Source organism: Moritella sp. Urea-trap-13, assembly GCF_002836355.1.
GTDB lineage: Bacteria > Pseudomonadota > Gammaproteobacteria > Enterobacterales > Moritellaceae > Moritella.
In genome coordinates this window covers 1-24,926 of record NZ_PJCA01000039.1, presented here as the reverse complement: position 1 = coordinate 24,926, position 24,926 = coordinate 1, and the positions used below count along the sequence as shown (strand labels likewise).

Here is a 24,926-nt window from a genome sequence, read left to right as displayed (position 1 = left end):
TAAGTGTGGGTTGGCTATTGCTGTTGACCCGACATAATCATTAAATCTCGGTTTAATGAAAGCAAAATGCCAGTCACGATGACTGGCATTTTTATTATCTATGGTAAGCAATTAGACTTAATCGGTTATCACAAACAGTCTCTATCGACTCACTCTAGCATTAATAATGCGGTGGTGGTGTCTCATCCGCTTCGCTTGCTAAACCACTACCCACTTGCATAGTTTTGATGCGACTAATTAAAAAAGTCAGCTGTACTTTCTGGTCTTCAAGTATTTTTTGTTGATCAATAATGGCATTATTTAATTGTTCGATAGTGTCATCTTGAAAGCTTAATTTCATTTCTAAGTTTTCAACACGCTCTTCTAATTGCTGAATTTCCATGTTTTTTCCGCGATGGCTTAATTTTATGAACTAAGTTTAACATGTAATGTCGATTTATTTGAGCTGAAATACTAGCCTAGATAAGATGTAAAACTAAGTAAAGTAGAGTGATTTATCATTTTTTGTATTTATAGTTGTTAATATCTTGTATGGAAGCATCAAATAGTTATGATAATACTGAAGCTGTTTTTAGGTATAAGTAACTGAAAACGTAGTTGTGGAATTACACTGCATTATTTTAATTAGGTATTTCGATGAAAAAATTTTTTAAAGTAACGGTACTCGCTTCAGCGGTATCTCTGTTAGCAGCATGTGGTCAAGAAGCACAAGCAGATAAAGCAACAGACATTAAGGCATACAGCGAAGATCAACAAGCGGCTTATGCAATCGGTTCAATCGTTGCACGCAACTTGGTTGCACCCCTTAAGCGTCAAGAAGAGCTAGGTGCGCCATTAGATAAGGAAATCATCGTTCAAGGTATTACTGATGCGTTAAATGAAACAACGCAGTTATCTGATGAAGAATTACAAGCTGTATTAAAAGCATATGACGAAAAAATGAATACGCTATCAACTGAAGCTGCTCGTGTAGAAAGTGAAAAAGCACAAGCTGACTCAGTAAACTTCTTTGCTGAAAACGGCAAGAAAGAAGGTATCACTACAACAGACTCTGGTCTTCAATATGAAGTAGTAACAGCCGGAACTGGTGACCTAGCTAAGCCAAGCGATACTGTAACTGTGCATTACACAGGTTCACTGTTAAATGGTAAAGTATTTGATAGTTCAGTAGAACGTGGCGAACCAGCAACATTTGCACTTAACCGTGTAATTCCTGGTTGGACTGAAGGTGTGGCGCTAATGAACGTGGGCAGTAAGTATAAATTATACATCCCATCTGAATTAGGTTACGGTGCACAAGGTGCGGGTGCAGATATCCCACCAAATTCAACATTAGTATTTGAAGTTGAATTGCTAGAAATCGCTGGCCAATAAAAATAATTAAACGCATTAAAATACAGTAGCCGAATAGCTCGGTTACTGTTGTTTTATTCGTGATATTGACAAAACCCATTCATATTTGATTATGTGAATGGGTTTTTTATTGGCTGTTATTCGGTACTATTTTCGCAACTATTATTCTGCGTCAACGACTTCGCGATGATACGTAGAAAGAGCGTATAGCAATTGATCTTCTAATTCAAAACGCTGTTCTAATAACTCACCCACTTTTGACATGTCATTATCTAAAGACTTGATTAAGGCGTCATCATCTTGATTTCCATCCGCGTATTTATCATTAAATTCAACCAAGGCTTCAGTTGTTAATACGATCTTCGGTTGGATTTGCTGAGCAAGGGATAGGCTTTTAGTGCTGTTTTCGGCACACTGAGAAACGATTTGATCGTAAACTTCGAAATGACCTGTCGATAGATAATCGATTAAAATTTGGCAGAAGGCTTGTAGTTCATCTTTGCTGGGCAATGCGGCGGTTTTTTTAAATGGGGGTAAGCCTTCGAGTTTGCAATAATCGACAATCAGTTCTTGTCGCTCTTCTAGCCAATGATCAATGGCGTTGTGCGTACCGCCCCAAGCTTGTTGCGCTTGTTCTAATTTGGTTAACATATGACTTACTCCATGTACCCTTAAAAAACTAAGGTGTCCTATTACTAAATTTTTTACCGTAATACGTCAACACTATTTTATCTGGTCAAACCTGATTAATTAGCGCCGCAATAACAGATATATCTACTAAAGTGCGGTTACGAGTTTAAAACTGTTGTAGGACTAATGATAGCACATAAGTATTTGTTATGACTGATTTTTGCTTTTGTTCATCAAGCTTGTTAAGTAATTGTGATTGATGTCTCTGATTAACTTGACGTTAATTATGCAAATTAATTACCTAAATAGAAATGTGCTGAAAGTAGCTTGTTAATGGTGGTTCAAATTTGTTGTTTTTTTCTCCGCCTCCACGCTAATTATGGTCGCTAAGCTTGTATTTTGGCAAAGAATGTCCTGTTGGGATCAACTTGTTGGTAAATTAGTCATGAAAATGGCGTCAGATATTTTGTCACTTGTTGAATAATGTTACAATATCTCCATATTAGAGCCGCAATTCAGGAAAGGATATGAGCGAGTTAAAGAATGATCGTTATTTACGTGCGTTAGCCAAAGAATCGGTAGACCAAACACCCGTCTGGATGATGCGCCAAGCAGGCCGTTATTTACCAGAATATAAAGCAACGCGCGCTGAAGCGGGTGACTTTATGTCGCTGTGTAAGAATGCTGAACTTGCTTGTGAAGTAACGTTACAACCATTACGTCGTTTCCCACTTGATGCGGCAATTCTGTTTTCAGATATCTTAACTATCCCTGATGCGATGGGTTTAGGTCTGTATTTCTCAGAAGGTGAAGGTCCTAAATTTGAACGTCCGATCACGTGTAAAGCGGATGTTGATAAAATTGGTCACCCAGATCCAGAAGGTGAACTGCAATATGTAATGAATGCAGTGCGTACTATCCGTAAAAACCTCGATGGCGCAGTGCCATTAATTGGTTTTTCTGGAAGCCCGTGGACACTGGCAACTTACATGGTTGAAGGCAGTGGTACAAAAACGTTTACTAAAATTAAAAAAATGGGCTTTGCTGAACCGCAAACGTTACATTTATTATTAGATAAATTAGCTGATTCAGTGATCACTTACCTAAATGCGCAAATTGCTGCTGGTGCACAATCTGTGATGGTATTTGATACTTGGGGTGGCGTATTATCTCCACGTGATTACAAAGATTTCTCACTGCAGTACATGCACAAAATTGTTGATGGCTTAACGCGTTTCAACGATGGCCGTAAAGTACCAGTAACTTTGTTCACGAAGAACGGTGGTCAATGGATCGAACAGATCGCAGCAACAGGTTGTGATGCAATTGGTCTTGATTGGACAATTGATATTGCTGAAGCGAAAGCACGTGTTGGTGATAAAGTTGCCCTACAAGGCAATATGGATCCTTCAATGCTGTATGCATCACCAGAACGTATTCGTGAAGAAGTAAGCACGATCTTAGCTGGTTTTGGTGAAGGCAATGGTCACGTGATGAATTTAGGTCACGGTATCCATTTAGATGTTGAACCTGAAAAAGCAGGTGTATTCATCGAAGCGGTTGGTGAACTAAGTAAGCAATACCATAAATAACGATTACGCTTAGTACTGTTCCACTAGGTTTAGTACTGTCGCGCTAGGTTTAATACTTTAGCGGTACACTTTATGCGGTAAATCAAAACAAAAACGGCGTCTATTTGCATAGACGCCGTTTTTTTATATTTTATTTTTAGACGCTATAATCATTATAAATATGCACTAAATACTAACCTAAGTTAACCGCTAAAATCTTTTCTGCGTTGGCTTTTAGGGCTGGCTGTTCTAGAAGATCGTAGGCTTTAATCATTACTTTTAACGCGCCTGTACGTGATTCTGTATCGGCGAAATTGTCTATAATGTGTTGTGCACGTTGGATCGCAGCGATGTAAGCCTTACGCTTCATGTAATATTCTGCGGCAGATAATTCATAACGCGCTAGACGACTTTTAATCGCAATCGAACGTTTCTGCGCATCAGCAACATACTCACTTTCTGGGTAGCGTTTGATTAAACGAGTGAAGTCATTGAAGGCCGCATTTGCATAACTTGGGTCTCGATCTGAACGATCTATATTAAAGAGGGCATGAAATAGGTTATAATCCGCGCCCATATTGGTAAGTCCACGCATATAGTAGACATAATCTATGTCTTTATGGGTTGGATTTAAGCGAATAAAGCGATCTATATTGGCCAATGCCTGTGCTGTGTCACTATTCTTGTAGTAAGCATAGATCAAGTCTAGCTGTACTTGTACTGTGTGCGGGCCGAATGGATAACGCGTATCAAGCGCTTCAAGCGTTTCAATTGCGGAAACAAAATTACCCGCTTGTAATGATTGTTGAGCGATGCTGTACAACTCAATGGCTGGTTTATCTGGTACCGATGATTCTGTTTTTGAAGAACAACCGGTAGCTACAACGAGTGCGAGTGATAAACTTATTGCTAATTTTATTGATTTTTTCATTAGGTTGGATAAATTCCAAATTGCTTAATGCGAAAATAATTACGTAGCTAATATGCTACAGCAAAATAAAAGGCTAAAATAGCCTGAATCCTGTAATTATACTGAAAATTAGGACCGAAGAGGGTCCCTGCTACCTATGAGCCAACAAATAGAACTTTCTGCCGTTGTTGCAGAACACCAAGTCGGTCAACGTTTAGACCAAGTTTTAGCTGAGATGTTCCAAGATTATTCTCGTTCACGTCTAAAAGAATGGATTCTTGCTGGATTTGTTACCTTAAATGGCGAAGTTATTGTTAAAGCACGTGGAAAAATGCAATACGGTGACGCCATTGTATTGAACGCGGAAGTTGACGAAGAAGTACGCTACGAGCCACAAGACCTGCCACTTGATATTGTTTATGAAGATGATGATATTCTTGTTATCAATAAACCAGCGGGCTTAGTTGTTCACCCAGGTGCAGGTAACCCAGATGGTACAGTGCTTAATGCATTGTTATTCCGTTACCCTGAAATTGTGAATGTACCACGTGCTGGTATCGTTCACCGTCTGGATAAAGACACGACTGGTTTGATGGTAATTGCGAAAACAATTCCAGCGCAAACGCATTTAGTGATTGCACTGCAAGCACGTAAAATTACGCGTGAGTATGAAGCAATTGTAACTGGTTCTATGACTGCTGGCGGTTTTGTTGATGAGCCAATTGGCCGTCATGCAACGAAACGTATTCAAATGGCTGTTCGTCCACTTGGTAAAGCGGCTAAAACCCATTACCGTGTAGCCGAAAAATACCGTGCGCATACGTTATTAAGACTGCGTCTTGAATCAGGTCGTACACATCAAATTCGTGTACACATGACTCACATTACGCATCCAATCGTTGGTGATCCGGTTTATTCTGGTCGTCCAAAGCCACCTGGCAATGCAACTGATACGCTAATCCTGGCACTACGTGGATTTGGCCGTCAGGCTCTACACGCACGTATGTTGCGATTAGAGCATCCTGTTACAGGTGAAATGATGATGTGGCGCGCAGAACGTCCGTCTGATATGAATACGCTTATTCATATCCTACGCGAAGATACTGCGTTAAACATGGTTGATGATTACATTAGCTAATCATTAATGATGCCTCGTTTTATTCAACCAAACTGGCCAGCGCCGAGTAATGTTAAGGCGCTAAGTACGACTCGTGAGGGTGGTGTGAGTCATGTGCCCTATGCAGGCCTAAATTTAGGTTTGCATGTGCAAGATGATAGTCAGTTGGTGTGGCAAAATAGGCAGTTGTTAATGACTGCTGCGCATTTGCCACAACAGCCATATTGGTTGAATCAAACGCACAGCACGGATGTTGTTCAGCTTGTGGGGCAATCCCATAACGCTGAACAATTACCTGCTGCTGATGCGTCTGTGACCCAAATGACGGGGCAAGTTTGTTTAGTGATGACTGCAGATTGCTTACCGCTGTTAATTTGCGATAAAGCTGGCACGCAAATCGCTGCTATTCATGCCGGTTGGCGTGGTTTGCTCGATGGTATTATTGAAAACACCATTGCCAAACTAAGCGCGACAGCCAATGATTTATTAGTGTGGTTAGGTCCCGCAATTAGCCAAGCACATTTTCAAGTGGGTAGTGAGGTACGTGATGCCTTTATTACGCATGATCCGCAAGCCAGCAGCGCTTTTATTGCCGATGGTGATAAATGGTTAGCTGACCTCTATTTATTAGCCCGTCAACGTTTACAAGCGTTAACAGTGAATGCCGCTGATATTTACGGTGGAGATCATTGTACATACCGTGAAGCTGATTTATTCTATTCTTATCGACGAGATCACCAAACAGGCCGCCAAGCAAGTTTGATTTACCTTGAAATTCAATAAATAATCCCCAGATCATAACTATGGGTATTAGTGTCTTATTACATATCCCCAAACCCATTAAACGACTATAATTATATCTCACGACTATAGCAGCCTTGCTGCATCTGCTTTTTGCTCAACACCGATAGGACATCGCTATGCGCTTAGATCAACTAACTTCCAAATTTCAAATGGCTATTTCTGATGCGCAGTCACTTGCTTTGGGTAAAGATAATCAATTTATCGAACCTATTCACTTGATGACCGCGTTATTAAATCAAGATCACAGCTCTATTCGTCCCTTACTCACTGCCGCAACCATCGATGCCAATTCATTACGTTGGCAGTTAGCCGATGAGTTAGAGCGTTTACCACAAGTGCAAGGTACACAAGGCGACATCCAATTATCGTCAGCGTTGAATATGCTCTTAAATTTGTGTGATAAATTTGCCCAAAAACGTAAAGATAAATTTATTTCTTCCGAGATGTTTGTACTGGCAGCGGTTGAAGATAAAGGCCGTTTAGGTGAGTTGTTGCGTAAAGCAGGTGGCACGCGCAAACAAGTGGAAGAAGCGATTGATGTGATCCGCGGTGGCGAAAAAGTGGATAATCAAGGTGCAGAAGAACAGCGTGAAGCATTAACCAAATATACCTTAGATCTGACTGAACGTGCTGAAGTCGGTAAGCTTGATCCTGTGATCGGTCGTGATGACGAGATCCGCCGTGCGATTCAAGTATTACAACGCCGGACTAAAAATAACCCGGTATTAATTGGTGAACCTGGCGTCGGTAAAACTGCGATTGCCGAAGGTTTAGCACAACGTATTGTTAATGGTGAAGTGCCAGAAGGCTTAAAGAATAAACGGGTATTATCACTGGATATGGGGGCGTTAATCGCGGGTGCCAAATACCGTGGTGAGTTTGAAGAACGCTTGAAATCGGTGATCAAAGAACTCGAGCAAACCGAAGGTCAAACAATTCTATTTATTGATGAATTGCATACGATGATCGGCGCGGGTAAAGGCGATGGAGCCATGGATGCGGGTAATATGTTAAAACCTGCATTAGCGCGTGGTGAGTTACATTGTATGGGCGCGACGACGTTAGATGAGTATCGTAAATATATTGAAAAAGATGCGGCGCTTGAACGTCGTTTCCAAAAAGTATTAATTGAAGAACCGAGTGTTGAAGATACCATTGCTATCTTACGTGGTCTAAAAGCGCGTTATGAACTGCATCATAATGTTGATATTACCGATCCGGCGATTGTCGCAGCCGCCACATTATCACACCGTTATATTTCCGACCGTCAATTACCTGATAAAGCCATTGATCTGATTGATGAAGCTGCATCGTCGATTCGTCTGCAAATGGATTCCAAACCAGAAGCGTTAGATAAGTTAGAACGTCGTATTATTCAGCTTAAAATTGAGCAGCAAGCACTGGAAAAAGAAGATGATGCTGCCAGTATTAAACGCCTAACCATATTGGCAGAAGAATTAGCTGAGAAACAAGATAAGTTTAACGATTTAGACGAGATATGGCGCACCGAAAAAGCCGCACTTTCTGGTACTAAACACATTAAATCGGCGTTAGATAAAGCCCGTGTCGAACTGGATATGGCCAGACGTGCCAGTGATTTAAATAAAATGTCTGAACTGCAATACGGCACAATCCCGATGTTAGAAAAACAATTGGATCTGGCGGCGCAAGCAGAGATGCAAGACATGACCTTGTTAAAGCATAAGGTTGGTGAAGCTGAGATCGCTGATATTCTATCGCGTTGGACCGGTATCCCTGTGAACCGCATGCTGGAAGGCGAAAAAGAAAAATTATTGGCGATGGAAGATAACTTACACGAACGTGTTATCGGCCAAGCGGAAGCCATTAGTGTTGTTTCTAATGCTATTCGTCGTAGCCGTGCGGGTTTAGCCGATCCAAACCGGCCGATGGGGTCGTTTTTATTCATGGGCCCAACGGGTGTCGGTAAAACCGAAGTATGCAAAGCCTTGGCCGATTTTATCTTTGATTCAGACCACGCCATGGTCCGCATTGATATGTCTGAATTTATGGAAAAACATTCGGTCGCTCGCTTAATTGGTGCGCCTCCGGGTTACGTCGGTTATGAAGAAGGCGGTTACCTGACAGAAGCCGTGCGCCGTAAACCGTATTCGGTGATCTTGCTGGATGAAATTGAGAAAGCCCATCCCGATATCTTTAATATCTTATTGCAGGTATTAGATGATGGCCGCTTAACCGATGGGCAGGGGCGTACTGTTGATTTCCGTAATACCGTTATTATCATGACGTCTAATTTAGGCTCGGATATTATTCAGGAAAAATACGCGACACACGATCAGGAAGGCATAAAAGCAGCCTTGTTAGAATTACTTGGTCAAAGCTTCCGTCCTGAATTTATTAACCGTATTGATGATACTGTGGTATTTCATCCATTAGGTCGTAATCACATCGAGAAAATTGCCGCGATCCAATTAAAATCGTTAGAAGCGCGATTAAAACTATTGGGTTACAGCTTGTCGATTACCGCTGGTGCATTGGCTAAATTAGCCGAAGCGGGTTTCGATCCTTTGTTTGGTGCCAGACCCCTGAAACGGGTATTGCAGAAACAGGTTGAAAATCGCCTCGCTAATGCCATTTTAGCGGGCAGTATCGTACCGGGTAAAACAGTGAAGATAAGTGTGGTTGATGATGAGTTAAGTGTTACTCAATAATCATCTACTAGACGAATGACGAAGAAATAGTAAAGTAGCCCTGCATGACAGGGCTTTTTATTACCTACAGATTAATTGTTAATCATTCGAACTGCATTATGTATTTTTATTGAAGTATTCCGTGCTAGTATTTATCCATTCATAACATTTCATGTTGTGATATATCCACACTAAGTTCGGATGAAGGTAGCAGGAGAGTGGCTTTATAGCCCGCCGAAGAAGTAAATCTTTCAGGCGCTTTATTCCGCGAGGAAAAGTAGGGACTGTTACTGGACGAGCCTCTGGAGAGATCCATTAAATTGGACGCCGAAGGAGCAAAGCGACAATGTCGTTGAAACTCTCAGGTACAAAGGACAGAGGATAGGATTATTTTTTTTGCGACCTTACACGTCTGCTTTTTGCTTGGCTCTAGTTTTTATTAAGGTGCTTACTTCGGTATTCACTTCGGTATTGAGCTTTGGCTTTTGGCTTCGACGTTTGTATTGTATCCGCCCATCTTAAATAATTACATCCTCCTCAGACTACTATCGTTCTCGAGGAATATTTTTAAATGCAAATAGCACAACCTTCTTTATTAGAATCGTTACAAGATTCTTTGTTATACCCACTACAACACTTTTCATTACAATCGCTGCAAAATACGCTGCAAACCATAGATCATTTTATTTGGGGCCCGCCATTATTATTACTCTTGGTCGGCACCGGTATATATCTCACCTTACGGTTAGGTTTTTTACAAATAACTAAGTTACCGTTAGCGCTAAAATACCTGTTTTCAGGGGACAAAGGCGACGGTCAGAAAGGCGACATCAGTAGCTTTGCGGCATTATGTACAGCGCTTTCTGCCACTATAGGTACCGGTAATATTGTCGGCGTTGCCACCGCCATTAAAATGGGTGGTCCCGGAGCATTATTCTGGATGTGGATGGCGGCATTTTTTGGCATGGCGACTAAATATGCCGAATGTTTATTAGCGGTAAAATATCGTGTTGTCGATGAACAAGGCCAAATAGCCGGTGGACCTATGTATTACCTTGAGCATGGCTTGGGTAATCGATTTTTAGCTAAGGCCTTTGCGTTATTTGGTATTGGCGTTGCGTGTTTTGGTATTGGTACCTTCCCGCAAGTGAATGCGATTACTGAGGCTGTGCAGATCTCGTTTGACGTGCCGGTGTGGTTATCTGCCGCGATACTGACCGTATTAGTGGCGATGGTGACGCTTGGTGGTATTCGTTCTATTTCAGCTATTGCGCAACGCACTGTGCCTGTTATGGCGGTATTTTATGTATTTGCTTGTTTACTGGTGTTGCTAATCAATGTAGATGCTGTGCCGGCGGCTATTTCGTTAGTGGTTAGCAGTGCGTTTACGCCCACAGCTGCAGTTGGTGGTTTCTTAGGATCAACCGTGATGCTGGCTATCCAAAGTGGTGTTGCGCGAGGTGTGTTTTCTAATGAATCTGGTTTAGGCAGTGCGCCGATAGCGGCCGCCGCAGCGAAAACTGATTCTTGTGTGAAACAAGGCTTGATCTCGATGACGGGGACGTTCTTCGATACCATCATCATCTGTACCATGACAGGTCTGACGTTGGTATTAACTGGGGTTTGGAGTGGTGATGCTTCCGGTGCTGCGATGACGACTCTGGCCTTTGAGCAAGGATTATCACCACTCATTGGTCAATATGTGGTGACCACAGGTTTAGTGTTTTTTGCCTTTACGACTATTTTAGGCTGGAACTACTACGGTGAGCGCTGTGTACAGTATCTGTTTGGCCAAAAAGGCATTAAACCGTACAAGTATGGTTATATTTTATTGGTTGCTGGTGGCGCGTTCTTACAGTTGGATCTGATTTGGATCTTGGCGGATATTGTTAATGGCTTAATGGCGATCCCGAACTTAATTGGTTTGATTGGTCTACGCCATGTGGTTATTGAAGAAACACGATTATTCTTTGATAAATTAACCGAGAGTCAGCAAACCGCATAACAGCGCTTGAGTGGCGGTAAGACGATCTGGCTTATTGCCGCTCAATGTATGCGGATTTCTAATTTAGTCTAGTCTAGCTTCAGTCGAGCTTAGCCTATTTATATTTCTGACCTCGATAAATTTTCACTGATTATAAGGACATAATCAGTAGTATTACTGTGTTACCTCTGTCATTAACCTCATATCATAACTGTCTATCATTCTGCGTAGAACACGAGACTGTTATGAGCCTTTCCCAGCAAGTATTTAAACAACTATCTAATACCGTCAATCAATCTGTCGTTGGCCAAGACTATGTGGTCAAAGCCTTGCTGATAGGTTTATTAACCCGTGGTCATGTGCTACTTGAAGGTTTACCCGGTACAGCCAAAACGCGTTCAATTAAAGCGCTTGCTGATGCGATGAATGCTGATTTTGGTCGTGTGCAATTTACGCCTGATTTATTACCGTCTGATGTGACTGGAGCTGAAATTTACCGTGAGGTTGATGGTAAGCACAGCCTTACATTTCAACCTGGGCCTATTTTTAACAATTTAGTACTCGCAGATGAAATTAACCGAGCGCCAGCAAAGGTACAATCAGCGTTGTTAGAAGCGATGGCTGAAAATTCAGTAACATCGGCTGGTGAAACGCGTCAACTGCCGAGTTTATTTATGGTGTTAGCGACTCAAAATCCAGTGGAACAAGAGGGTACCTATCCATTACCTGAAGCGCAAATAGATCGCTTTATGCTGAAAGTGAATGTCGATTATCCCGATGCTAAATCAGAGTTAGCGATTATTGATTTAGTGCGCGAAGAAGAGTTAATGAGTATATCTAGTGATGGTGATTTGTCTAAAGATAGCCAGCCAAAGGATCCGCTAGGATCTCTGCCTCAAGGTATTAGCAAAAATAGTAGCTCAATCCCCAACCTAATTGTTCGACCGGAACATATTATCGTCGCGCAACGAGAAGTCTCTCGGATCTATATTTCACCACTGATAAAAAGTTATGTGGTTAATTTGGTGATGGCAACACGGGGTATAGGCGATTATAGCAATGCTCAATTCCCGCAATGGTTATCTGTCGGCGCAAGTCCCAGAGCCAGCATCGCGCTTGATCGCGGTGCCCGAGCACATGCGTGGCTTGCGGGACGTGATTATGTCGACCCAGATGATGTGCGCGCTATGGTGCATTTGGTATTAGGGCATCGTTTAGTATTAAGTTATGCGGCAATTAGTGAGCGGATCACCACCGCCAAGGTGATTGACGAGATCCTTGAATACGTGATGATAGGGTAGTGCTATGGCTTGGAATACATGGTTTTCAACAACGGATAAATCAGACGATTCGCTGCATCATGATCAACGTATATACAGTGATTTAAACGATTTATTAAAAATTAAAGCACAAACAGCTGGCTTTAGTTTTTCTCCCAAGCAGGGACGTTGTAGTATTTTTTCGGGAATACATGAATCTCGCTTACGCGGGCGTGGATTAAATTTTGAAGAATTGCGCCATTATAATAATGGCGATGACGTTAAAAACTTAGATTGGAAAGTCACGTTAAGAACCGGTAAACCACATGTACGCGCTTACAGTGAAGAAAAAGAGCGGCAGATTTGGCTGTGTGTCGATCAACGTCAATCCATGTTTTTTAGTTCTCAACAGACGATGAAATCAGTTGTCGCAACCAATATTGCGGCACTGTGTCTATGGCGTGTACTTGCTGATGCCGACCGTGTCGGTGGTTATATTTTTAATGACAACTCTAGTTTTCATTTTAAACCACAGCGCAGTAATGCATTAGCGATGCAATTTATTCAGCAATTGCATACTGTTAATCATCAACTACAAGTCGGCCTTGCGGATGTTGACATGCCAAAGATACGTTTAACCGATATGTTAGCGACGCTGCAAGCATTGCAAGCAAAGTCAAAAACATTTGTCATCATCAGTGATTGGTATGGCTTTGATGAAGAATGCGCAAATCGGTTACGTGCGTTGCAGCAGCATAATGATGTTATTGCTGTGCATATTAGTGATCCCCTTGAACAGGATATAATAAATGTCGATTCACTGATTACCAGTGATGGTCATTATCAATTACAGCTTTCTAGTCAGCAATTACAACGTAATAAAAATGCCTTACAACATGCTTATCAAGCTGCTTTTTTGGCTAAGCAAAATTTACTACAACAAGCCCTGCAATTATCTGCATTTTCGATAATAGATGTTGGTACTGACGGCAATGAGATTAATCAATTTAAGTCTGCTTTTCATATTAATAATAAAAATAGCGAGGAGGAATGATAATGGCAGATGTTGATAATGCAAATTTAGTCGGCGATGCATTCGGTAACTTACTATTACGTGACATGGTACAAATTAATGCCCCTGAGCAGATAAGTTTTTTGCCGCAAACTTGGGGTTGGCTGGTGGTTTGTTTAGTACTGGCATTATTTATTGGTCGCTATTTACTGTTAGCAGGGCAGAAATATTGGCGAAATCGTTATCGGAAAAAACTACATTCTAAATTACTTGCTTGCGATGTAAGTGACTGTTCACATACACCGCGATTTATTCACCAATTATTACAGCAAGCATGTTTGCAAGCATACCGAAAGCAGTCATTAACAGCCGGTCAATTACAAGGACCTGCGTTTTTAGTTTTTTTAGATAGCTGTACACAAGACAGTACCGAGTTTGATTCGGCGATAGGGGAGTTATGGCAACAAGCGCTGTATTTACCACTAGCGCTAAGTGAGTGGTCTGCTGCTCATAATCAGGTATTGATATTATCCGCGCAGCGCTGGCTCAAGTTGCATATTGATGATGCTGAACTGGGTACTCACCAACGAGGAGATGATCATGATCGCAACAAGCATGATTGAGTTCAGCTATCCGTGGTTATTTTTATTATTGCCATTACCTTGGTTTATTCAACGATTTTCGCCTGCCTATAAAATAAAACAGTCAGCGTTACAGGTGCCGTTTTTTAGTCAGCTCGTGAGTTTATCCGGAGAGCAGCCTAATACAGGGGCGGTGAAGCTAGAGCCGAAAATGTGGCAACGTATCGCATTATCGTTGGTGTGGTTATTTCTGGTTATTGCGATGGCAAAACCGATGTGGCTGGGTGAACCACAAATACGTTCGCAGTTTGGTCGCGATTTGATGGTGGTGGTGGATTTATCTGGCTCGATGGATAGTCGAGATTTTAGTGTCCCTGGCCGCGATAGTATTTCACGCTTAACGGCGGTAAAAAATGTCCTAACTGAATTTTCACAGCAGCGTAGCGGTGATCGTTTAGGGTTAATTTTATTTGGTGATGCAGCCTATTTACAAGCCCCATTTACAGCAGATCATCAAGCATGGCTCGGTTTGTTAAATGATTCGGAAGTGGCTATGGCTGGGCAAAGTACTCACCTTGGCGATGCCTTAGGGTTAGCGATAAAAGTAATGACGGATGAATCGATAAAAGCGCCTATATCAAAAGAAAATAGTAACGCTAGTGTAGATAAAAGTACTGCTGAGAAGAGTACCGCGGATAAACAAAAAGTAGTGATTGTATTAACTGATGGTAATGATACCGATAGTTTGGTTCCGCCGTTAGAGGCGGCAAAAATAGCGGCGAGTCGTGGTATTAAAATCCACATGATTGCTATTGGCGATCCTCGTACCTTTGGTGAGCAAGCGCTCGATATGGCCGTGATTGATAGTGTTGCTGACATCACCGGTGGACAAGCTTTTCAAGCCATCTCCTCTGTCGAGCTAAATCGAGTTTATGCGGAAATAAGCACGTTAGAACCGAGTCAGTTTTCGAGTTTTAGCTATCAACCAAAAGTTAGTGTTCACTACGCCCTTATCGCCTTGGCAGTTAGCATTTACTTTATTCTTTACAGCTTAGTTATATGGCGTAGTTACTATCTTAGCAAGCAACAATCTAAACGTGATTTGTTGTTGAATAAGCGGGGGGAGGATTAATGTACTTTTCCATTATATGGCAAAAATTTCATTTTATACGACCATTATGGTTATTGGCTTTTGTGCCCTTTATCTTATTTTTCGTGATTAATTTTCAGCAAAAAAAATCACAGGAAGCTGGGCTTAAAGATTTTCCCCCACACTTATTAGCGGCATTAACCGTTGGTGAGCAAGGTTGGGAAAAACTATTACCGTTAAAATTATGGGGCTTTCTCGTTGTACTGGCCATTATCATTGCGGCAGGACCTAGTTGGTTACGCCAAGCATCGCCTTTTGGTGAGGATACCGCGCCGTTGGTGATTGTTTTAGATGTATCAGAGTCTATGTTGCAACAAGATATTCAACCGAGTCGGCTGGTGCGGGCAAAGCAAAAAATAAGTGATTTATTGGCACTACGTGAAGGTGGTAGTACTGCGCTGGTGGTTTATGCTGGCAGTGCACATACCGCGATGGCATTAACCCGCGATAACGCTATTTTCACGCCATTATTGCAAGCGGTATCGCCTGAGATCATGCCACGAAAAGGTAAGTTTGCTGAATATAGTTTAGCGAATATAGATACATTGTTAGCTGATGAGCGCAGTAAAGGTAATCCGGGATCTGTGCTATTGATTACCGATGGATTAGGCAGTGATACAGAAGCACGCTTTGTTGATTATTTTAATGCCTCTATTAATACAAATGCCAATACCGATATAAGTTCGAATATAAGTACTACTCATGCTAATTCCAATTTAAATTCACAGCAAAGCCCCCCTTTGTTATTAGTCTTAGGCGTTGGGAATAGTGAACAAGCTGTGTCAGTCCCTTTTGACGCCGATGGATTAAAATCGTTAGCAAAAAGTGCAGGTGGTTACTATCAGTCTATGTCTACCGATAATAGCGATGTTGAATGGATACAAGATAATATTCAGCAATTTATGCTGCTGAGCAATGACAACGCTCAACCTTGGGCTGATATGGGCTATAACTTAGTGTTTTTATTAGCGCTATTATTTTTGTTGTGGTTCCGTCGTGGTTGGACAATTAATTGGAACCTGCAGTCGGTATTACTCTTGCTTGTTTTAACTTATTTTCCTGCTCCGCCAGTATTGGCTAACACAGCCTCTTCAAACACGACCTCTGAAAATCTAAGCTCTAAAAATAAAGCGCAGATGAAAAATTCAGTCAAAGAGGGTCTACAACCACAATGGCGTTTTGCTGACTTGTGGATGACAGCCGATCAGCAAGGACAATATTATTTTAACCGCGGGGACTATGCACAAGCTGCAGTGCGTTTTGATGATCTTATGTGGAAAGCTTCTGCCTATTATTTTGCCGAAGAATTTGACCTCGCTCGTCGCTATTTTATGCGGGTAGATAACCCCGTCGCACAATTTGGAGCCGCCAGTGCCTTAGCGCAATCACGTGAGTATATCGCGGCTCGAAATTTGTTTAAGCAGATAGTAAAAGAAAATCCGGACTATCTGCAAGCTGCACATAATTTAGCGATAGTGCAGAAGATTATTGATGATATTAATCGCATGAGTGAAAGCCAAACAGATAACGAGAACGAGGCATCAAAAGAATTAGGAGACCAACCACAAACAAGCGATGGTGCCGAGAAAATGATGAGAAAAGAACAGCTCATTAAGGAAAGTTATAACGCCGAACAATTATTGCAAGATGACGCGCTTAATCAAGCATGGATGAAGCGTGTGCAAGGCGATCCTGAACGTTTTCTCATGACTAAGTTTTCTCAACAGTTGCAAACGGAGGGGAGACCATGATGCGATTTATTTATACGGCTATTTGTTGCTTGGTTTTGCAGGTAGGTGTCGTTAATTTTGCTCACGCGACGACAGTGCAAGATTTGTTACAGCAAAATAAATTACAAATTAAAGCATGGATCGAACCTACGCAAAAAAATACTGATGGCGCTCTTAACTCTCTTGATATTATTGGCTCTGAATTTGCCCCTCGCCAGCAAGTTGATTTATATATTCAGGTTAAAACCGACCGTTGGTTTGCGGCGGGAACGTACATCAGTCCGTTTAGTGTCGATAATAGCTTGGTGTTACAACGTAATAAATTAGCGAATAATTATGCTCAACGTGAAAAAGGCATCACTTGGTCAATACAAGAGTGGCAATTAACACTTTATCCGCAACTGAGTGGCGAATATATCGTACCTGCTATTCCGGTGAGTGTGAGTATTGCCAGTGCACCGGGAGAAAAAGTAACGGGCCATTTACTCACTACGCCGTTGAGCTTTAATGTGGCTTTGCCTGATGCTCGATTAAGCCAAGATGTAAATTGGGTTGCAGCACCAGAGTTGACGTTTAGTCAAGTGTGGAATATTGAACCGGATAGTGAATTAAAAGTCGGGGACGCGATCACGCGAACAGTGACGATAGCAGGCAGAGATACCAGTATTATGCTGTTACCTGACTTTGCCCCTTTTCAATCTGATCATGTACAATCTTTCCGTGATAAAGGTAATGCTCGAGATAGCGAAAACCGCGATGGTTTTTACGCTTATAAAAGCATAACCCACACTTATATTATTCAGAAAAATGGCCAATTGGATTTACCCGAATTAAGTCTGTTGTGGTGGAACACCGAAACGCAAACATTGCAGCCTTTAACCTTGCCTGGTGGGCAATGGTCGGTACAGCATACGCCTGCTAGTTTTGTTCGTGCCTATCAGATGTGGATATTAAGTAGTCTTATTATAGGGGGACTGGTTATTTATACAGGACAGCGTTTATGGCGACAATATCAACATGCGAAGCTGCCTTATTGGTTAATGTTTATGGTTAATGTTTATCGCCAGCAGTGGTCGTTGTGCACGCGGGATTTATACAATCAGCACTATAAATGCAGTGGTAATAGGCAGTTGCGCCAACCTGGATCTCGAGGATCCTGTCGTGCTGATCCATTGTCGCAGGAACAAGGCACGCAACAAAATAGTGGCAATACTAAAGATAATCGTAAAGGTCGCGTCATTGCTGCTTGGTCTGAATTACGATATAGCACGAGAGCGAGATGGCAGTCACATTCTATCAAACAACAGGGGCTGTTTTTAGTCTTGTGGCTAGCGATACGTGTAAAGTAATGATAATGTTACCGAGGCTATCAATTTAAAATGACAGTAAGTCTTTGTTTATTATGGATTTAAGTTTTACATCTTATTTTGTAATTTAATTACGTAATTAAATCACTACGATGTAATTAAATTACAGTTCTATATTGCTGATTCAAACATTCAAAAAAACCAGCAGATAAGTGCTGGTTTATTTACGCATAAAAAAATATTAGCTTATCGCTTAGCAATGCTGTGAGTTAATCCATCAAGCCATGATTAATCGCGTATTGGATCAATTCTGCGCTGGTTTTAGCACTGATCAGTTTCATCATGGAATATTTATGAAACTCGACAGTACGTGGCGAAATAAATAATTCATCAGCGACTTGGCGGGCTGATTTACCTTGTGCTAATAATCGTAAGACACTGATTTGACGAGAGGATAATTGAGGCTTTTCAGTGTTAACCGTAACTGAGGTCGAAATATAAGTTTCGCCTTTTAATACTTGGTTTACCGCTTCAACTAAACTTTCGCTGGCTTCATGCTTTAATACGTAACCTTGTGCTCCAGCCGCGATTGCACTCTCGGCATATTCTTGCTCTTCATGCATGGTTAGGCAGATTACTTTGACGGTTTTATTGATGCGTTTTAAGGCGGCAATCGCGGCAATGCCGGTCATGTCAGGCATGCTGATATCGGTGATCACTAAGTCAGGAGCATGCTGTTTAACGAGTTCGACTAACTCTACGCCATTTTTGGCAATAGCGAGAATTTGATGCTCTGGTTGTAAAATACTGGCGATGCCTTGAGCCACAATTAAATGGTCATCGGCTAAAATTATATTACTCATAATATTCCTTTATAGCGGGGATCATTATATCGACGATAAAACCGCCATTTTCAGGAGAGCTGAATACTGCAGTGCCATTAAATAGCTGTGCACGCTCCCGAATACTAATTAATCCAATACTGCCATTGTTCTCATTTAAGTTTAAATCGCAGCCAATACCATCATCAATAATTTGAAAATGCAGGTTGTTATCGCTCGATTGCAGCAATACAAATATAGCTGATGCTTGAGCATGTTTGGCAACGTTGTTTAGTGTTTCTTGTAAAATTCGATATAGGTTTAAGGACAGTTCTTTATTTAACGCTGGGATCGGATCAAATAGCGTCTGAATATCAATATCTTTAATGGTTGATAGACGTCTGCACTCAGCTTTTAATGCCGTTAATAACCCCAAATCTTCTAAAATTGCAGGATGTAAAGAGCGTGATAGCGCTTGCATATCTTTCGCTAAGCCTTGTATTTCGTCGTGTAGCGCATTGGCTGATTTTTTTTCACTGTCGACAGTCAGGCTATTAGATAGTAACGATGCTTTTATGGTGAGCAGTGCCATGCGTTGTGAAAAATTGTCATGCAGTTCACGCGATAACATACGGCGCTCATTTTCTTGGTTATCCATTAAATGACGTGATAATAGTTCGAGTTGTTGATTTTTATGTTGTAGCTTTTCCCAATAGGCATAACGCTCATAGGTTGATGCGAGGATCTGACCAAAACTACGGACATGGGTACTGGCATCATCACACCATTGTATTGGTCCGACATAGCGACTTGCAGTAATCCCCCCCCAAATACGACCTTTAACGCGAAAGGGCACGACAATATGCGCAATAATACCCTGCATTTTTTTAATTAGCAGGTCATCATGATCGATAATATCGACCATATTTCCCTCGGCAATAATAATTTCACCTTTGCTTATTTGTTCTAAATAAGGTGAATAAAGCCCTTGCGCTGGTAAAGCTACGGGTTTGTAACCTGGAGCTGCCACAGCGAGCGCGCCTTCAAAACGGTTATCTGCGGTTAAGCGTACTAACGACATGCGTTGCGCTTGGATATAAGGCATAAAAGCGCTGAGTGCAAATTCAATTGCGTTAGCTAAATCAGCAGTATCATTTTCTAATAACCAATTTGATATTTCAATGGTGAACTGCTCAATGCTTAAGTTAGCTTTATCCATTTTTGGTAGTTCACGCATGTGCTTGTCCTCATTGAGTGCTCGCTATTTGCGATTGGTTGCCATTCGTTTAATTTTAGCAATATATTATTAGCACTGATAATAGTGGTTTGGCTATTAATAAATGCGAAGAAAGCCAATTTCTAGCAATTCTACGAGTACCTTTTACTCCCTTTGGGCGAATATAATCACTCTCGAAATATTTACTTTGCGATCGCGAGCAATACGCAAAGAGAATTTGTTCCTAATCGTCTGATTTAGGGACCATTAATCGAGGAATTAACCTGTGAGTTTAATATCTATGCCTTTTGTCGGCACTGGCTTTGACACTGGATTACACATTTTTGCTGCTGTTGTACTTGTGGCAACGGTCGCTGCTGCAGGGATTGGCTTTTGGAAGTTCCATGAGGTGCCTATTCACCAGGCTCATAAGAATGGTCATCAACAACTAACATTGATTACCACATTAACCTGGATTGGATTTATTTGGCATTGGGTATGGGTATTAGCTGTCATTGTTGCGTTTGTAGATGCAGAACAAGCCATTGCTAAAGTGCGTGATATTTGGAAGTCAGAGGGGAACGGATCATGTTAGAAGGTTTAGCTGTATGGGCATTACTTATCTATTTGTTACGTTTAGTCGGCATGCCGTGGAATCAGTATTCTAAGGCTTTTACCTATATTGGTGGTTCTGCGTGGTTATTATTCGTCTGGGTAGGGTTAATTACCTATACACCGATGGATTTATCGGGTGGTTCGTTAGTCCAGTCACCGCATATTCAGTTACGTCCTGGCTCAACACAGGTGACTGGTAATATTAAAGCGCTTCATGTAAAGCCGAATCAGCAGGTTACTAAAGGTCAGCTTATCTATGAACTTGAAGACAAGGTCTATCAGATTGCATTAAATAAAGCAGCGGCACAGGTTCAGAGTGCTGAAGTTGCTTTATCATCATCACTCGATGATGTGCGTATTAATGAATCTAAATATGCAATTGCCAATAAAGAAATAAAAATAAACCTTGATCAACAAGTTGAAATACAAGCCGACCTTAGTTGGAAACGCACGACATTACAGCGTTATATTGATCAGAATAAAGTGGCTGCATTTACTATTACTGAAAGTAAGTTAGATGAACAAAAAACAGCTGTGCAAGTTGCTAGTGCCAAATTAACCGTATTGCAATCGCAAGCTGAAAAATTAGTGCTAAATGCGCAACAAGCGCAGCTTAATACCATTAAATCGGGCCATGCTGTGAATAGCCGTAAAGCGGATGTAGCGAATCAAACTGAAGTCTATGCACAAGCACAGTGGAATTTAGACAATACCCGTGTTTATGCACCTGCTTACGGTTATTTAACTAACTTTATTATTCGTGAAGGTCAATATATTGGTGCGATGCCACGCATTCAAATGTATACCAATGAGAAATACGTGCTAATGCGTGTTAATCATCAAGCGATCCGTAATATTAAAGTTGGCCAAGCGTCTGAGTTTGCCTCTGCTGTTTACCCTGGGCATATTTTCTCTGCTGAGGTTGAAGGCATCATTGAAGCGACGGGTGAAGCGCAAGGTTCGTTATTAGCTAAAGAAACGTCGGTGAGAGCAACAACAGGGCAGAATGTCATGAATAAACATCACTTTGTTCGCCTGAAACTTATCGAGACTGAAGATTATGATATCCCTGTGGGCTCAGTCGGTCTAGCTTGGATCAGTGGTGCGAAACCGATTGCATTCCTAGGTTTCCTCGATGTTATTCGTGGTGTTATTATTCGGATGAAATCACAAATATACTACTTCTATTCGATGTAATAAACGACTCTTATGCTGTTCGTAGACTGTCATTATGTAATGCGCTCGAAATACATAAGTAAACCGTATTTCAATGTCAAAACTGAGACCCTGATGTTGATATTGATTGGGCTCAGTGATTCACGTTAACCTATACTTAATTGGTGGGATCATTGGAGATGGGTTTAATTATGTATAAAGAAGTGATTAAGTTTTGGTTTGAAGATATTAACCCCGCTAAGTGGTGGGTTAAAGATAATGAATTTGATCAAATGATTTTGGCTCGGTTTAGTGAGTTACATCAACGTGCTGTTGCGGGCGAATTATTTCATTGGCGTCGCAGTGCTGAAGGGCGATTAGCTGAAATTATTATTTTGGACCAGTTTTCGCGAAATATGTATCGTGATACGCTGAGTGCATTTACTGCTGACAATATGGCATTAGTACTTGCCCAAGAAGCGATCGCTTGCGGTGCAGATAGAGAGCTTTCGCAGTTGCAATGCAGTTTTCTTTATATGCCGTTTATGCATAGCGAGTCAGTCGTTATTCATCAACAAGCGGTGTTTCTCTATAAAGGTAATGATATTCAATCTAATCTTGATTTTGAACTGCAACATCAAGTCATTATCGAGAGGTTTGGTCGTTATCCACACCGTAATACTATTCTAGGTCGAGAATCGACAGCCGCTGAACTCGACTTTCTTGCTACTCCAGGCTCAAGTTTTTAACGTGTAATTTATAGCGTTTAACTTCTAACGCTTAACTTCTAACGCTTAACTTTGCGGTTTGGTTTAGGCAAAGATAGTTAATATTTTCTGCACTTGTGTCGATACCTGTTGTTGCGCTGATTGGGTTTTATGGCGGGTATCTTCACTGTGATGTTGTAGAGCGGCCATCTGCGAATTCACGGCACTGATATGGCTAACTTGCTGGCGGGTATTTTGACTACTATTCGCGGCATTTTGTTGCGATTGCTCTGACTGTTGGATCACCGCGTTTATCTCTTTATGCATGTTTTGTGCATTTGTTAGCTGCTGGTGGCAACGCAGGGCAATATGATCAATTTCATGTTCGAGTGATTGGCTGGAATGATTCAATTGGCCGAGAAAATTGCTAATTTGTTCTAGCGCTTGCTGGGTTTGTTTCGATAAGTTGCGGACTTCATCGGCGACCACTGCAAATCCACGGCCTTTCTCACCAGCCCGTGCTGCTTCAATAGCGGCATTGAGGGCTAATAAATTGGTTTGATCGGCGATACGATGAATCGATGCCACTATCGTCTCAACATTTTCCATATTGGTGTTTAATGTTTTGATGGCTTTTAAGCTCGCACTACCGGCTTGCTTGGTTTGTTCGGTCGCTAGACTGAAATCGGTGATCTGACTGGCGGCTTTATACATTTGTTGATTTGTCTGTTGTGTCAGGTTATGCACAGATTGGGTATCGGCATCGACTTTTTGCGCGAGCGAATTAATTTCTGATACACCGTTAGAGATATCACTAATGGCAGAGGTACTGGCTTGAGCATATTGGCTAATCGATTGAAAATCGTCTTGCAGTAAGTTTAACGCTTGGGTGACTTGTTCGACTTGAGTGAGTTTAGTGAGCTGTTCTTGATTGATATTATCCAGCAGTAGGTTGAAATGCAGGGCGATCAAACCTATTTCACTGCTGTTGTCGGCAAAAGTCAGGCGTTCGCGCTTATTGCTTTCTACTAAAGAGGCGAGGGCCTTATCTAATTTTGTCAGTGGTTTTACGACCCAGTATTTTTCGGCATAAAATAAACCGATACCAAAGAGAATTAAACTCAGTGCAATAATGGCAAGGTATAGATAAGTATTTTGGCGTTGGTCATTGGCATAATCATTGACAGGCTTTTCTAACGCTAAAATAGTGGCTTGGATATTACTGATTGCGGTTAATACTAACTGTTGATTGCCAGTTTGCTCAGAAAGCACTATTTTAGTATTCAACAGCTCTTTGGGGTAGCGGTTAATCAGGCTGCTAAGTTCATTGGTTATATCGCCAATTAACAGCGTATCTTCACCTTCTTCGTCATCAAGAAAGTTCCCGTCTTCAATCACCAGTTCATCACTACTGTCATAGCGGCTAAATTGCGGTAGTTCATTAATAAGCGCTGCACTTTCTTTTACTACCAGTAAGAGTTCTTGCCATTGTGATGCTTGTAACTGATTAAAGTAGCGTTGGCGTTGATTGGTTAACTGTGCAAGGCTAGCTTGTATATCACTGATAAGGATTAAATCTTGTTGGCGCAATGGCATGTCGTGTTGTAATAACTGCCGCTTTAATAGCGATAAATTATCCGCTAATTCTTTTTCGTTGAAATTCAGTAGTTGGAAGTGGTCGGAAGCAAACTTACCCGATGAACGTAATGGACCTTCAACCAGTAAGGCAAATTGATTGAGTTGATGGTTTAGTGCTTTGGTATCAATGGCGCTGGGGAGTTGCTCGAGTGAGTCAAGTAATTGCTTGATAATTTGCTCGGATTTTTTCAAGTCGGCAGCATTGCCTTGTTGTAAATAATCTGAGATAGAGTGATCGAGTTTAATGGTGACTTGTTCTTTCATCTGCGCAAACATCGAATTTTGCAGAGCAAGACGGTTAAGCTGCTCATGACTCCCATAAAGAGTGTAAGTCATTAGTAGCGAGAGGCAGATTAAAGTAAGAGAGCTGATTCGAGAAAAGGTAGTGATACGCAAGGTCATCATCCTGATTAAGCTTAGCTAGTAATGCATGCAGTGTAAAAGCGTAAGATGACAGTTATATGAAGCTGGTGTGGTTTCTTAATATTTAGAGTAATGACGTAGTTTAGGCATTGTATCTATCATTATATGACGTCTAATTTGATGATTGGCGTGCATTGTGTTCCTTAGTTAAGGTGGTTACCGCCACTTTAAACTAACTAGATGTCTTAAAATGTCACTTTTTGAGCGTTTTTTAGTCGAATTAAGTGAAACAGTCATAAATTTTAGTGAAACACTTGCCAATGAAGTCAGTTTG

21 protein-coding genes and 1 riboswitch are annotated in these 24,926 nt (G+C 41.4%); of the genes, 15 read left to right on the top strand and 6 right to left on the bottom strand.

Annotated features, from left to right (window positions below):
• Window positions 1–160 precede the first annotated feature (160 nt).
• Window positions 161–382 (bottom strand): SlyX family protein, encoded by a 222-nt coding sequence (locus CXF93_RS19020; RefSeq protein WP_101064090.1) that lies wholly within the window; start codon window positions 380–382, stop codon window positions 161–163.
• A gap of 254 nt (window positions 383–636) precedes the next feature.
• On the opposite strand from CXF93_RS19020, the gene fkpA reads away from it, so the two are divergent.
• Window positions 637–1,374: an FKBP-type peptidyl-prolyl cis-trans isomerase gene (fkpA, locus tag CXF93_RS19015; RefSeq protein ID WP_101064089.1), complete on the top strand. Its 738-nt coding sequence runs from the start codon at window positions 637–639 to the stop codon at window positions 1,372–1,374.
• A 141-nt stretch (window positions 1,375–1,515) separates the two neighbouring features.
• Here the strand turns inward: fkpA and rsd are convergent, their stop codons facing one another.
• Window positions 1,516–2,004, bottom strand: a complete 489-nt coding sequence (gene rsd / locus CXF93_RS19010) for a sigma D regulator (RefSeq protein WP_101064088.1) — start codon at window positions 2,002–2,004, stop codon at window positions 1,516–1,518.
• Between the two features lie 506 nt (window positions 2,005–2,510).
• Between rsd and hemE the strand changes: the two genes are divergently transcribed.
• Window positions 2,511–3,575: a uroporphyrinogen decarboxylase gene (gene hemE / locus CXF93_RS19005; protein ID WP_101064087.1), complete on the top strand. Its 1,065-nt coding sequence runs from the start codon at window positions 2,511–2,513 to the stop codon at window positions 3,573–3,575.
• Window positions 3,576–3,747: 172 nt separating this feature from the next.
• On the opposite strand, the gene bamD is transcribed toward hemE, so the two are convergent.
• Complete coding sequence (gene bamD / locus CXF93_RS19000; protein ID WP_101064086.1) at window positions 3,748–4,485, bottom strand: outer membrane protein assembly factor BamD; 738 nt, start codon at window positions 4,483–4,485, stop codon at window positions 3,748–3,750.
• A 136-nt stretch (window positions 4,486–4,621) separates the two neighbouring features.
• Here bamD and rluD point away from each other — a divergent pair, with 136 nt between their 5' ends.
• The 10 genes from rluD (at window position 4,622) to CXF93_RS18950 (ending at window position 18,119) form a co-directional block, all read left to right on the top strand.
• Complete coding sequence (rluD, locus tag CXF93_RS18995; RefSeq protein ID WP_101064085.1) at window positions 4,622–5,602, top strand: 23S rRNA pseudouridine(1911/1915/1917) synthase RluD; 981 nt, start codon at window positions 4,622–4,624, stop codon at window positions 5,600–5,602.
• A gap of 6 nt (window positions 5,603–5,608) precedes the next feature.
• Entirely contained in the window at window positions 5,609–6,364 is a 756-nt protein-coding gene (gene pgeF / locus CXF93_RS18990) for a peptidoglycan editing factor PgeF (RefSeq protein ID WP_101064084.1), read from the top strand.
• A gap of 137 nt (window positions 6,365–6,501) precedes the next feature.
• Window positions 6,502–9,075: an ATP-dependent chaperone ClpB gene (gene clpB / locus CXF93_RS18985; RefSeq protein WP_101064083.1), complete on the top strand. Its 2,574-nt coding sequence runs from the start codon at window positions 6,502–6,504 to the stop codon at window positions 9,073–9,075.
• A 271-nt stretch (window positions 9,076–9,346) separates the two neighbouring features.
• A riboswitch (glycine riboswitch) is annotated at window positions 9,347–9,442 on the top strand.
• Window positions 9,443–9,625: 183 nt separating this feature from the next.
• Window positions 9,626–11,059, top strand: coding sequence for a sodium:alanine symporter family protein (locus tag CXF93_RS18980; protein ID WP_232784262.1), 1,434 nt, complete (start codon window positions 9,626–9,628; stop codon window positions 11,057–11,059).
• A 224-nt stretch (window positions 11,060–11,283) separates the two neighbouring features.
• Window positions 11,284–12,339, top strand: coding sequence for a MoxR family ATPase (locus CXF93_RS18975; RefSeq protein ID WP_101064082.1), 1,056 nt, complete (start codon window positions 11,284–11,286; stop codon window positions 12,337–12,339).
• 4 nt (window positions 12,340–12,343) lie between these two features.
• A complete protein-coding gene (locus tag CXF93_RS18970) occupies window positions 12,344–13,351 on the top strand; it encodes a DUF58 domain-containing protein (RefSeq protein ID WP_101064081.1) in 1,008 nt (335 codons plus the stop codon).
• Window positions 13,352–13,353: 2 nt separating this feature from the next.
• Window positions 13,354–13,932 carry a DUF4381 domain-containing protein gene (locus tag CXF93_RS18965; RefSeq protein ID WP_101064080.1) on the top strand — a complete coding sequence of 193 codons (579 nt, stop codon included), beginning with the start codon at window positions 13,354–13,356 and terminating at the stop codon, window positions 13,930–13,932.
• Window positions 13,910–15,022, top strand: coding sequence for a VWA domain-containing protein (locus CXF93_RS18960; RefSeq protein ID WP_101064079.1), 1,113 nt, complete (start codon window positions 13,910–13,912; stop codon window positions 15,020–15,022). The genes CXF93_RS18965 and CXF93_RS18960 overlap by 23 nt, the downstream gene beginning before the upstream one ends.
• The gene (locus CXF93_RS18955) at window positions 15,022–16,791 is read left to right on the top strand and encodes a VWA domain-containing protein (protein ID WP_101064078.1); all 1,770 of its coding nucleotides are present in this window, start codon (window positions 15,022–15,024) and stop codon (window positions 16,789–16,791) included. The genes CXF93_RS18960 and CXF93_RS18955 overlap by 1 nt, the downstream gene beginning before the upstream one ends.
• A complete protein-coding gene (locus tag CXF93_RS18950) occupies window positions 16,788–18,119 on the top strand; it encodes a BatD family protein (RefSeq protein WP_101064077.1) in 1,332 nt (443 codons plus the stop codon). Before CXF93_RS18955 ends, CXF93_RS18950 begins: the two co-directional genes overlap by 4 nt.
• Before the next feature lie 227 nt (window positions 18,120–18,346).
• Here CXF93_RS18950 and CXF93_RS18945 read toward each other — a convergent pair whose 3' ends face one another.
• The gene (locus CXF93_RS18945; protein ID WP_101064076.1) at window positions 18,347–18,940 is read right to left on the bottom strand and encodes a response regulator transcription factor; all 594 of its coding nucleotides are present in this window, start codon (window positions 18,938–18,940) and stop codon (window positions 18,347–18,349) included.
• Window positions 18,933–20,135 (bottom strand): sensor histidine kinase, encoded by a 1,203-nt coding sequence (locus CXF93_RS18940; protein WP_101064075.1) that lies wholly within the window; start codon window positions 20,133–20,135, stop codon window positions 18,933–18,935. Before CXF93_RS18940 ends, CXF93_RS18945 begins: the two co-directional genes overlap by 8 nt.
• A gap of 280 nt (window positions 20,136–20,415) precedes the next feature.
• Here CXF93_RS18940 and CXF93_RS18935 point away from each other — a divergent pair, with 280 nt between their 5' ends.
• From CXF93_RS18935 to CXF93_RS18925, 3 genes are all read left to right on the top strand, one after another.
• Window positions 20,416–20,709: an MFS transporter gene (locus CXF93_RS18935; protein WP_101064074.1), complete on the top strand. Its 294-nt coding sequence runs from the start codon at window positions 20,416–20,418 to the stop codon at window positions 20,707–20,709.
• Complete coding sequence (locus CXF93_RS18930) at window positions 20,703–21,926, top strand: HlyD family secretion protein (protein ID WP_101064073.1); 1,224 nt, start codon at window positions 20,703–20,705, stop codon at window positions 21,924–21,926. The genes CXF93_RS18935 and CXF93_RS18930 overlap by 7 nt, the downstream gene beginning before the upstream one ends.
• A gap of 170 nt (window positions 21,927–22,096) precedes the next feature.
• Window positions 22,097–22,633: a DUF924 family protein gene (locus CXF93_RS18925; RefSeq protein WP_101064350.1), complete on the top strand. Its 537-nt coding sequence runs from the start codon at window positions 22,097–22,099 to the stop codon at window positions 22,631–22,633.
• A 63-nt stretch (window positions 22,634–22,696) separates the two neighbouring features.
• Here the strand turns inward: CXF93_RS18925 and CXF93_RS18920 are convergent, their stop codons facing one another.
• A complete protein-coding gene (locus CXF93_RS18920) occupies window positions 22,697–24,565 on the bottom strand; it encodes a methyl-accepting chemotaxis protein (protein ID WP_232784261.1) in 1,869 nt (622 codons plus the stop codon).
• Window positions 24,566–24,926 lie beyond the last annotated feature (361 nt).

What these genes read in the sequence shown, in the direction of transcription:
- CXF93_RS19020 (WP_101064090.1), bottom strand. Translation starts at nt 382, where the DNA reads ATGGAAATTCAGCAATTAGAAGAGCGTGTTGAAAACTTAGAAATGAAA.
- fkpA (WP_101064089.1), top strand. Translation starts at nt 637, where the DNA reads ATGAAAAAATTTTTTAAAGTAACGGTACTCGCTTCAGCGGTATCTCTG.
- rsd (WP_101064088.1), bottom strand. Translation starts at nt 2,004, where the DNA reads ATGTTAACCAAATTAGAACAAGCGCAACAAGCTTGGGGCGGTACGCAC.
- hemE (WP_101064087.1), top strand. Translation starts at nt 2,511, where the DNA reads ATGAGCGAGTTAAAGAATGATCGTTATTTACGTGCGTTAGCCAAAGAA.
- bamD (WP_101064086.1), bottom strand. Translation starts at nt 4,485, where the DNA reads ATGAAAAAATCAATAAAATTAGCAATAAGTTTATCACTCGCACTCGTT.
- rluD (WP_101064085.1), top strand. Translation starts at nt 4,622, where the DNA reads ATGAGCCAACAAATAGAACTTTCTGCCGTTGTTGCAGAACACCAAGTC.
- pgeF (WP_101064084.1), top strand. Translation starts at nt 5,609, where the DNA reads ATGATGCCTCGTTTTATTCAACCAAACTGGCCAGCGCCGAGTAATGTT.
- clpB (WP_101064083.1), top strand. Translation starts at nt 6,502, where the DNA reads ATGCGCTTAGATCAACTAACTTCCAAATTTCAAATGGCTATTTCTGAT.
- CXF93_RS18980 (WP_232784262.1), top strand. Translation starts at nt 9,626, where the DNA reads ATGCAAATAGCACAACCTTCTTTATTAGAATCGTTACAAGATTCTTTG.
- CXF93_RS18975 (WP_101064082.1), top strand. Translation starts at nt 11,284, where the DNA reads ATGAGCCTTTCCCAGCAAGTATTTAAACAACTATCTAATACCGTCAAT.
- CXF93_RS18970 (WP_101064081.1), top strand. Translation starts at nt 12,344, where the DNA reads ATGGCTTGGAATACATGGTTTTCAACAACGGATAAATCAGACGATTCG.
- CXF93_RS18965 (WP_101064080.1), top strand. Translation starts at nt 13,354, where the DNA reads ATGGCAGATGTTGATAATGCAAATTTAGTCGGCGATGCATTCGGTAAC.
- CXF93_RS18960 (WP_101064079.1), top strand. Translation starts at nt 13,910, where the DNA reads ATGATCGCAACAAGCATGATTGAGTTCAGCTATCCGTGGTTATTTTTA.
- CXF93_RS18955 (WP_101064078.1), top strand. Translation starts at nt 15,022, where the DNA reads ATGTACTTTTCCATTATATGGCAAAAATTTCATTTTATACGACCATTA.
- CXF93_RS18950 (WP_101064077.1), top strand. Translation starts at nt 16,788, where the DNA reads ATGATGCGATTTATTTATACGGCTATTTGTTGCTTGGTTTTGCAGGTA.
- CXF93_RS18945 (WP_101064076.1), bottom strand. Translation starts at nt 18,940, where the DNA reads ATGAGTAATATAATTTTAGCCGATGACCATTTAATTGTGGCTCAAGGC.
- CXF93_RS18940 (WP_101064075.1), bottom strand. Translation starts at nt 20,135, where the DNA reads ATGCGTGAACTACCAAAAATGGATAAAGCTAACTTAAGCATTGAGCAG.
- CXF93_RS18935 (WP_101064074.1), top strand. Translation starts at nt 20,416, where the DNA reads ATGCCTTTTGTCGGCACTGGCTTTGACACTGGATTACACATTTTTGCT.
- CXF93_RS18930 (WP_101064073.1), top strand. Translation starts at nt 20,703, where the DNA reads ATGTTAGAAGGTTTAGCTGTATGGGCATTACTTATCTATTTGTTACGT.
- CXF93_RS18925 (WP_101064350.1), top strand. Translation starts at nt 22,097, where the DNA reads ATGTATAAAGAAGTGATTAAGTTTTGGTTTGAAGATATTAACCCCGCT.
- CXF93_RS18920 (WP_232784261.1), bottom strand. Translation starts at nt 24,565, where the DNA reads ATGACTTACACTCTTTATGGGAGTCATGAGCAGCTTAACCGTCTTGCT.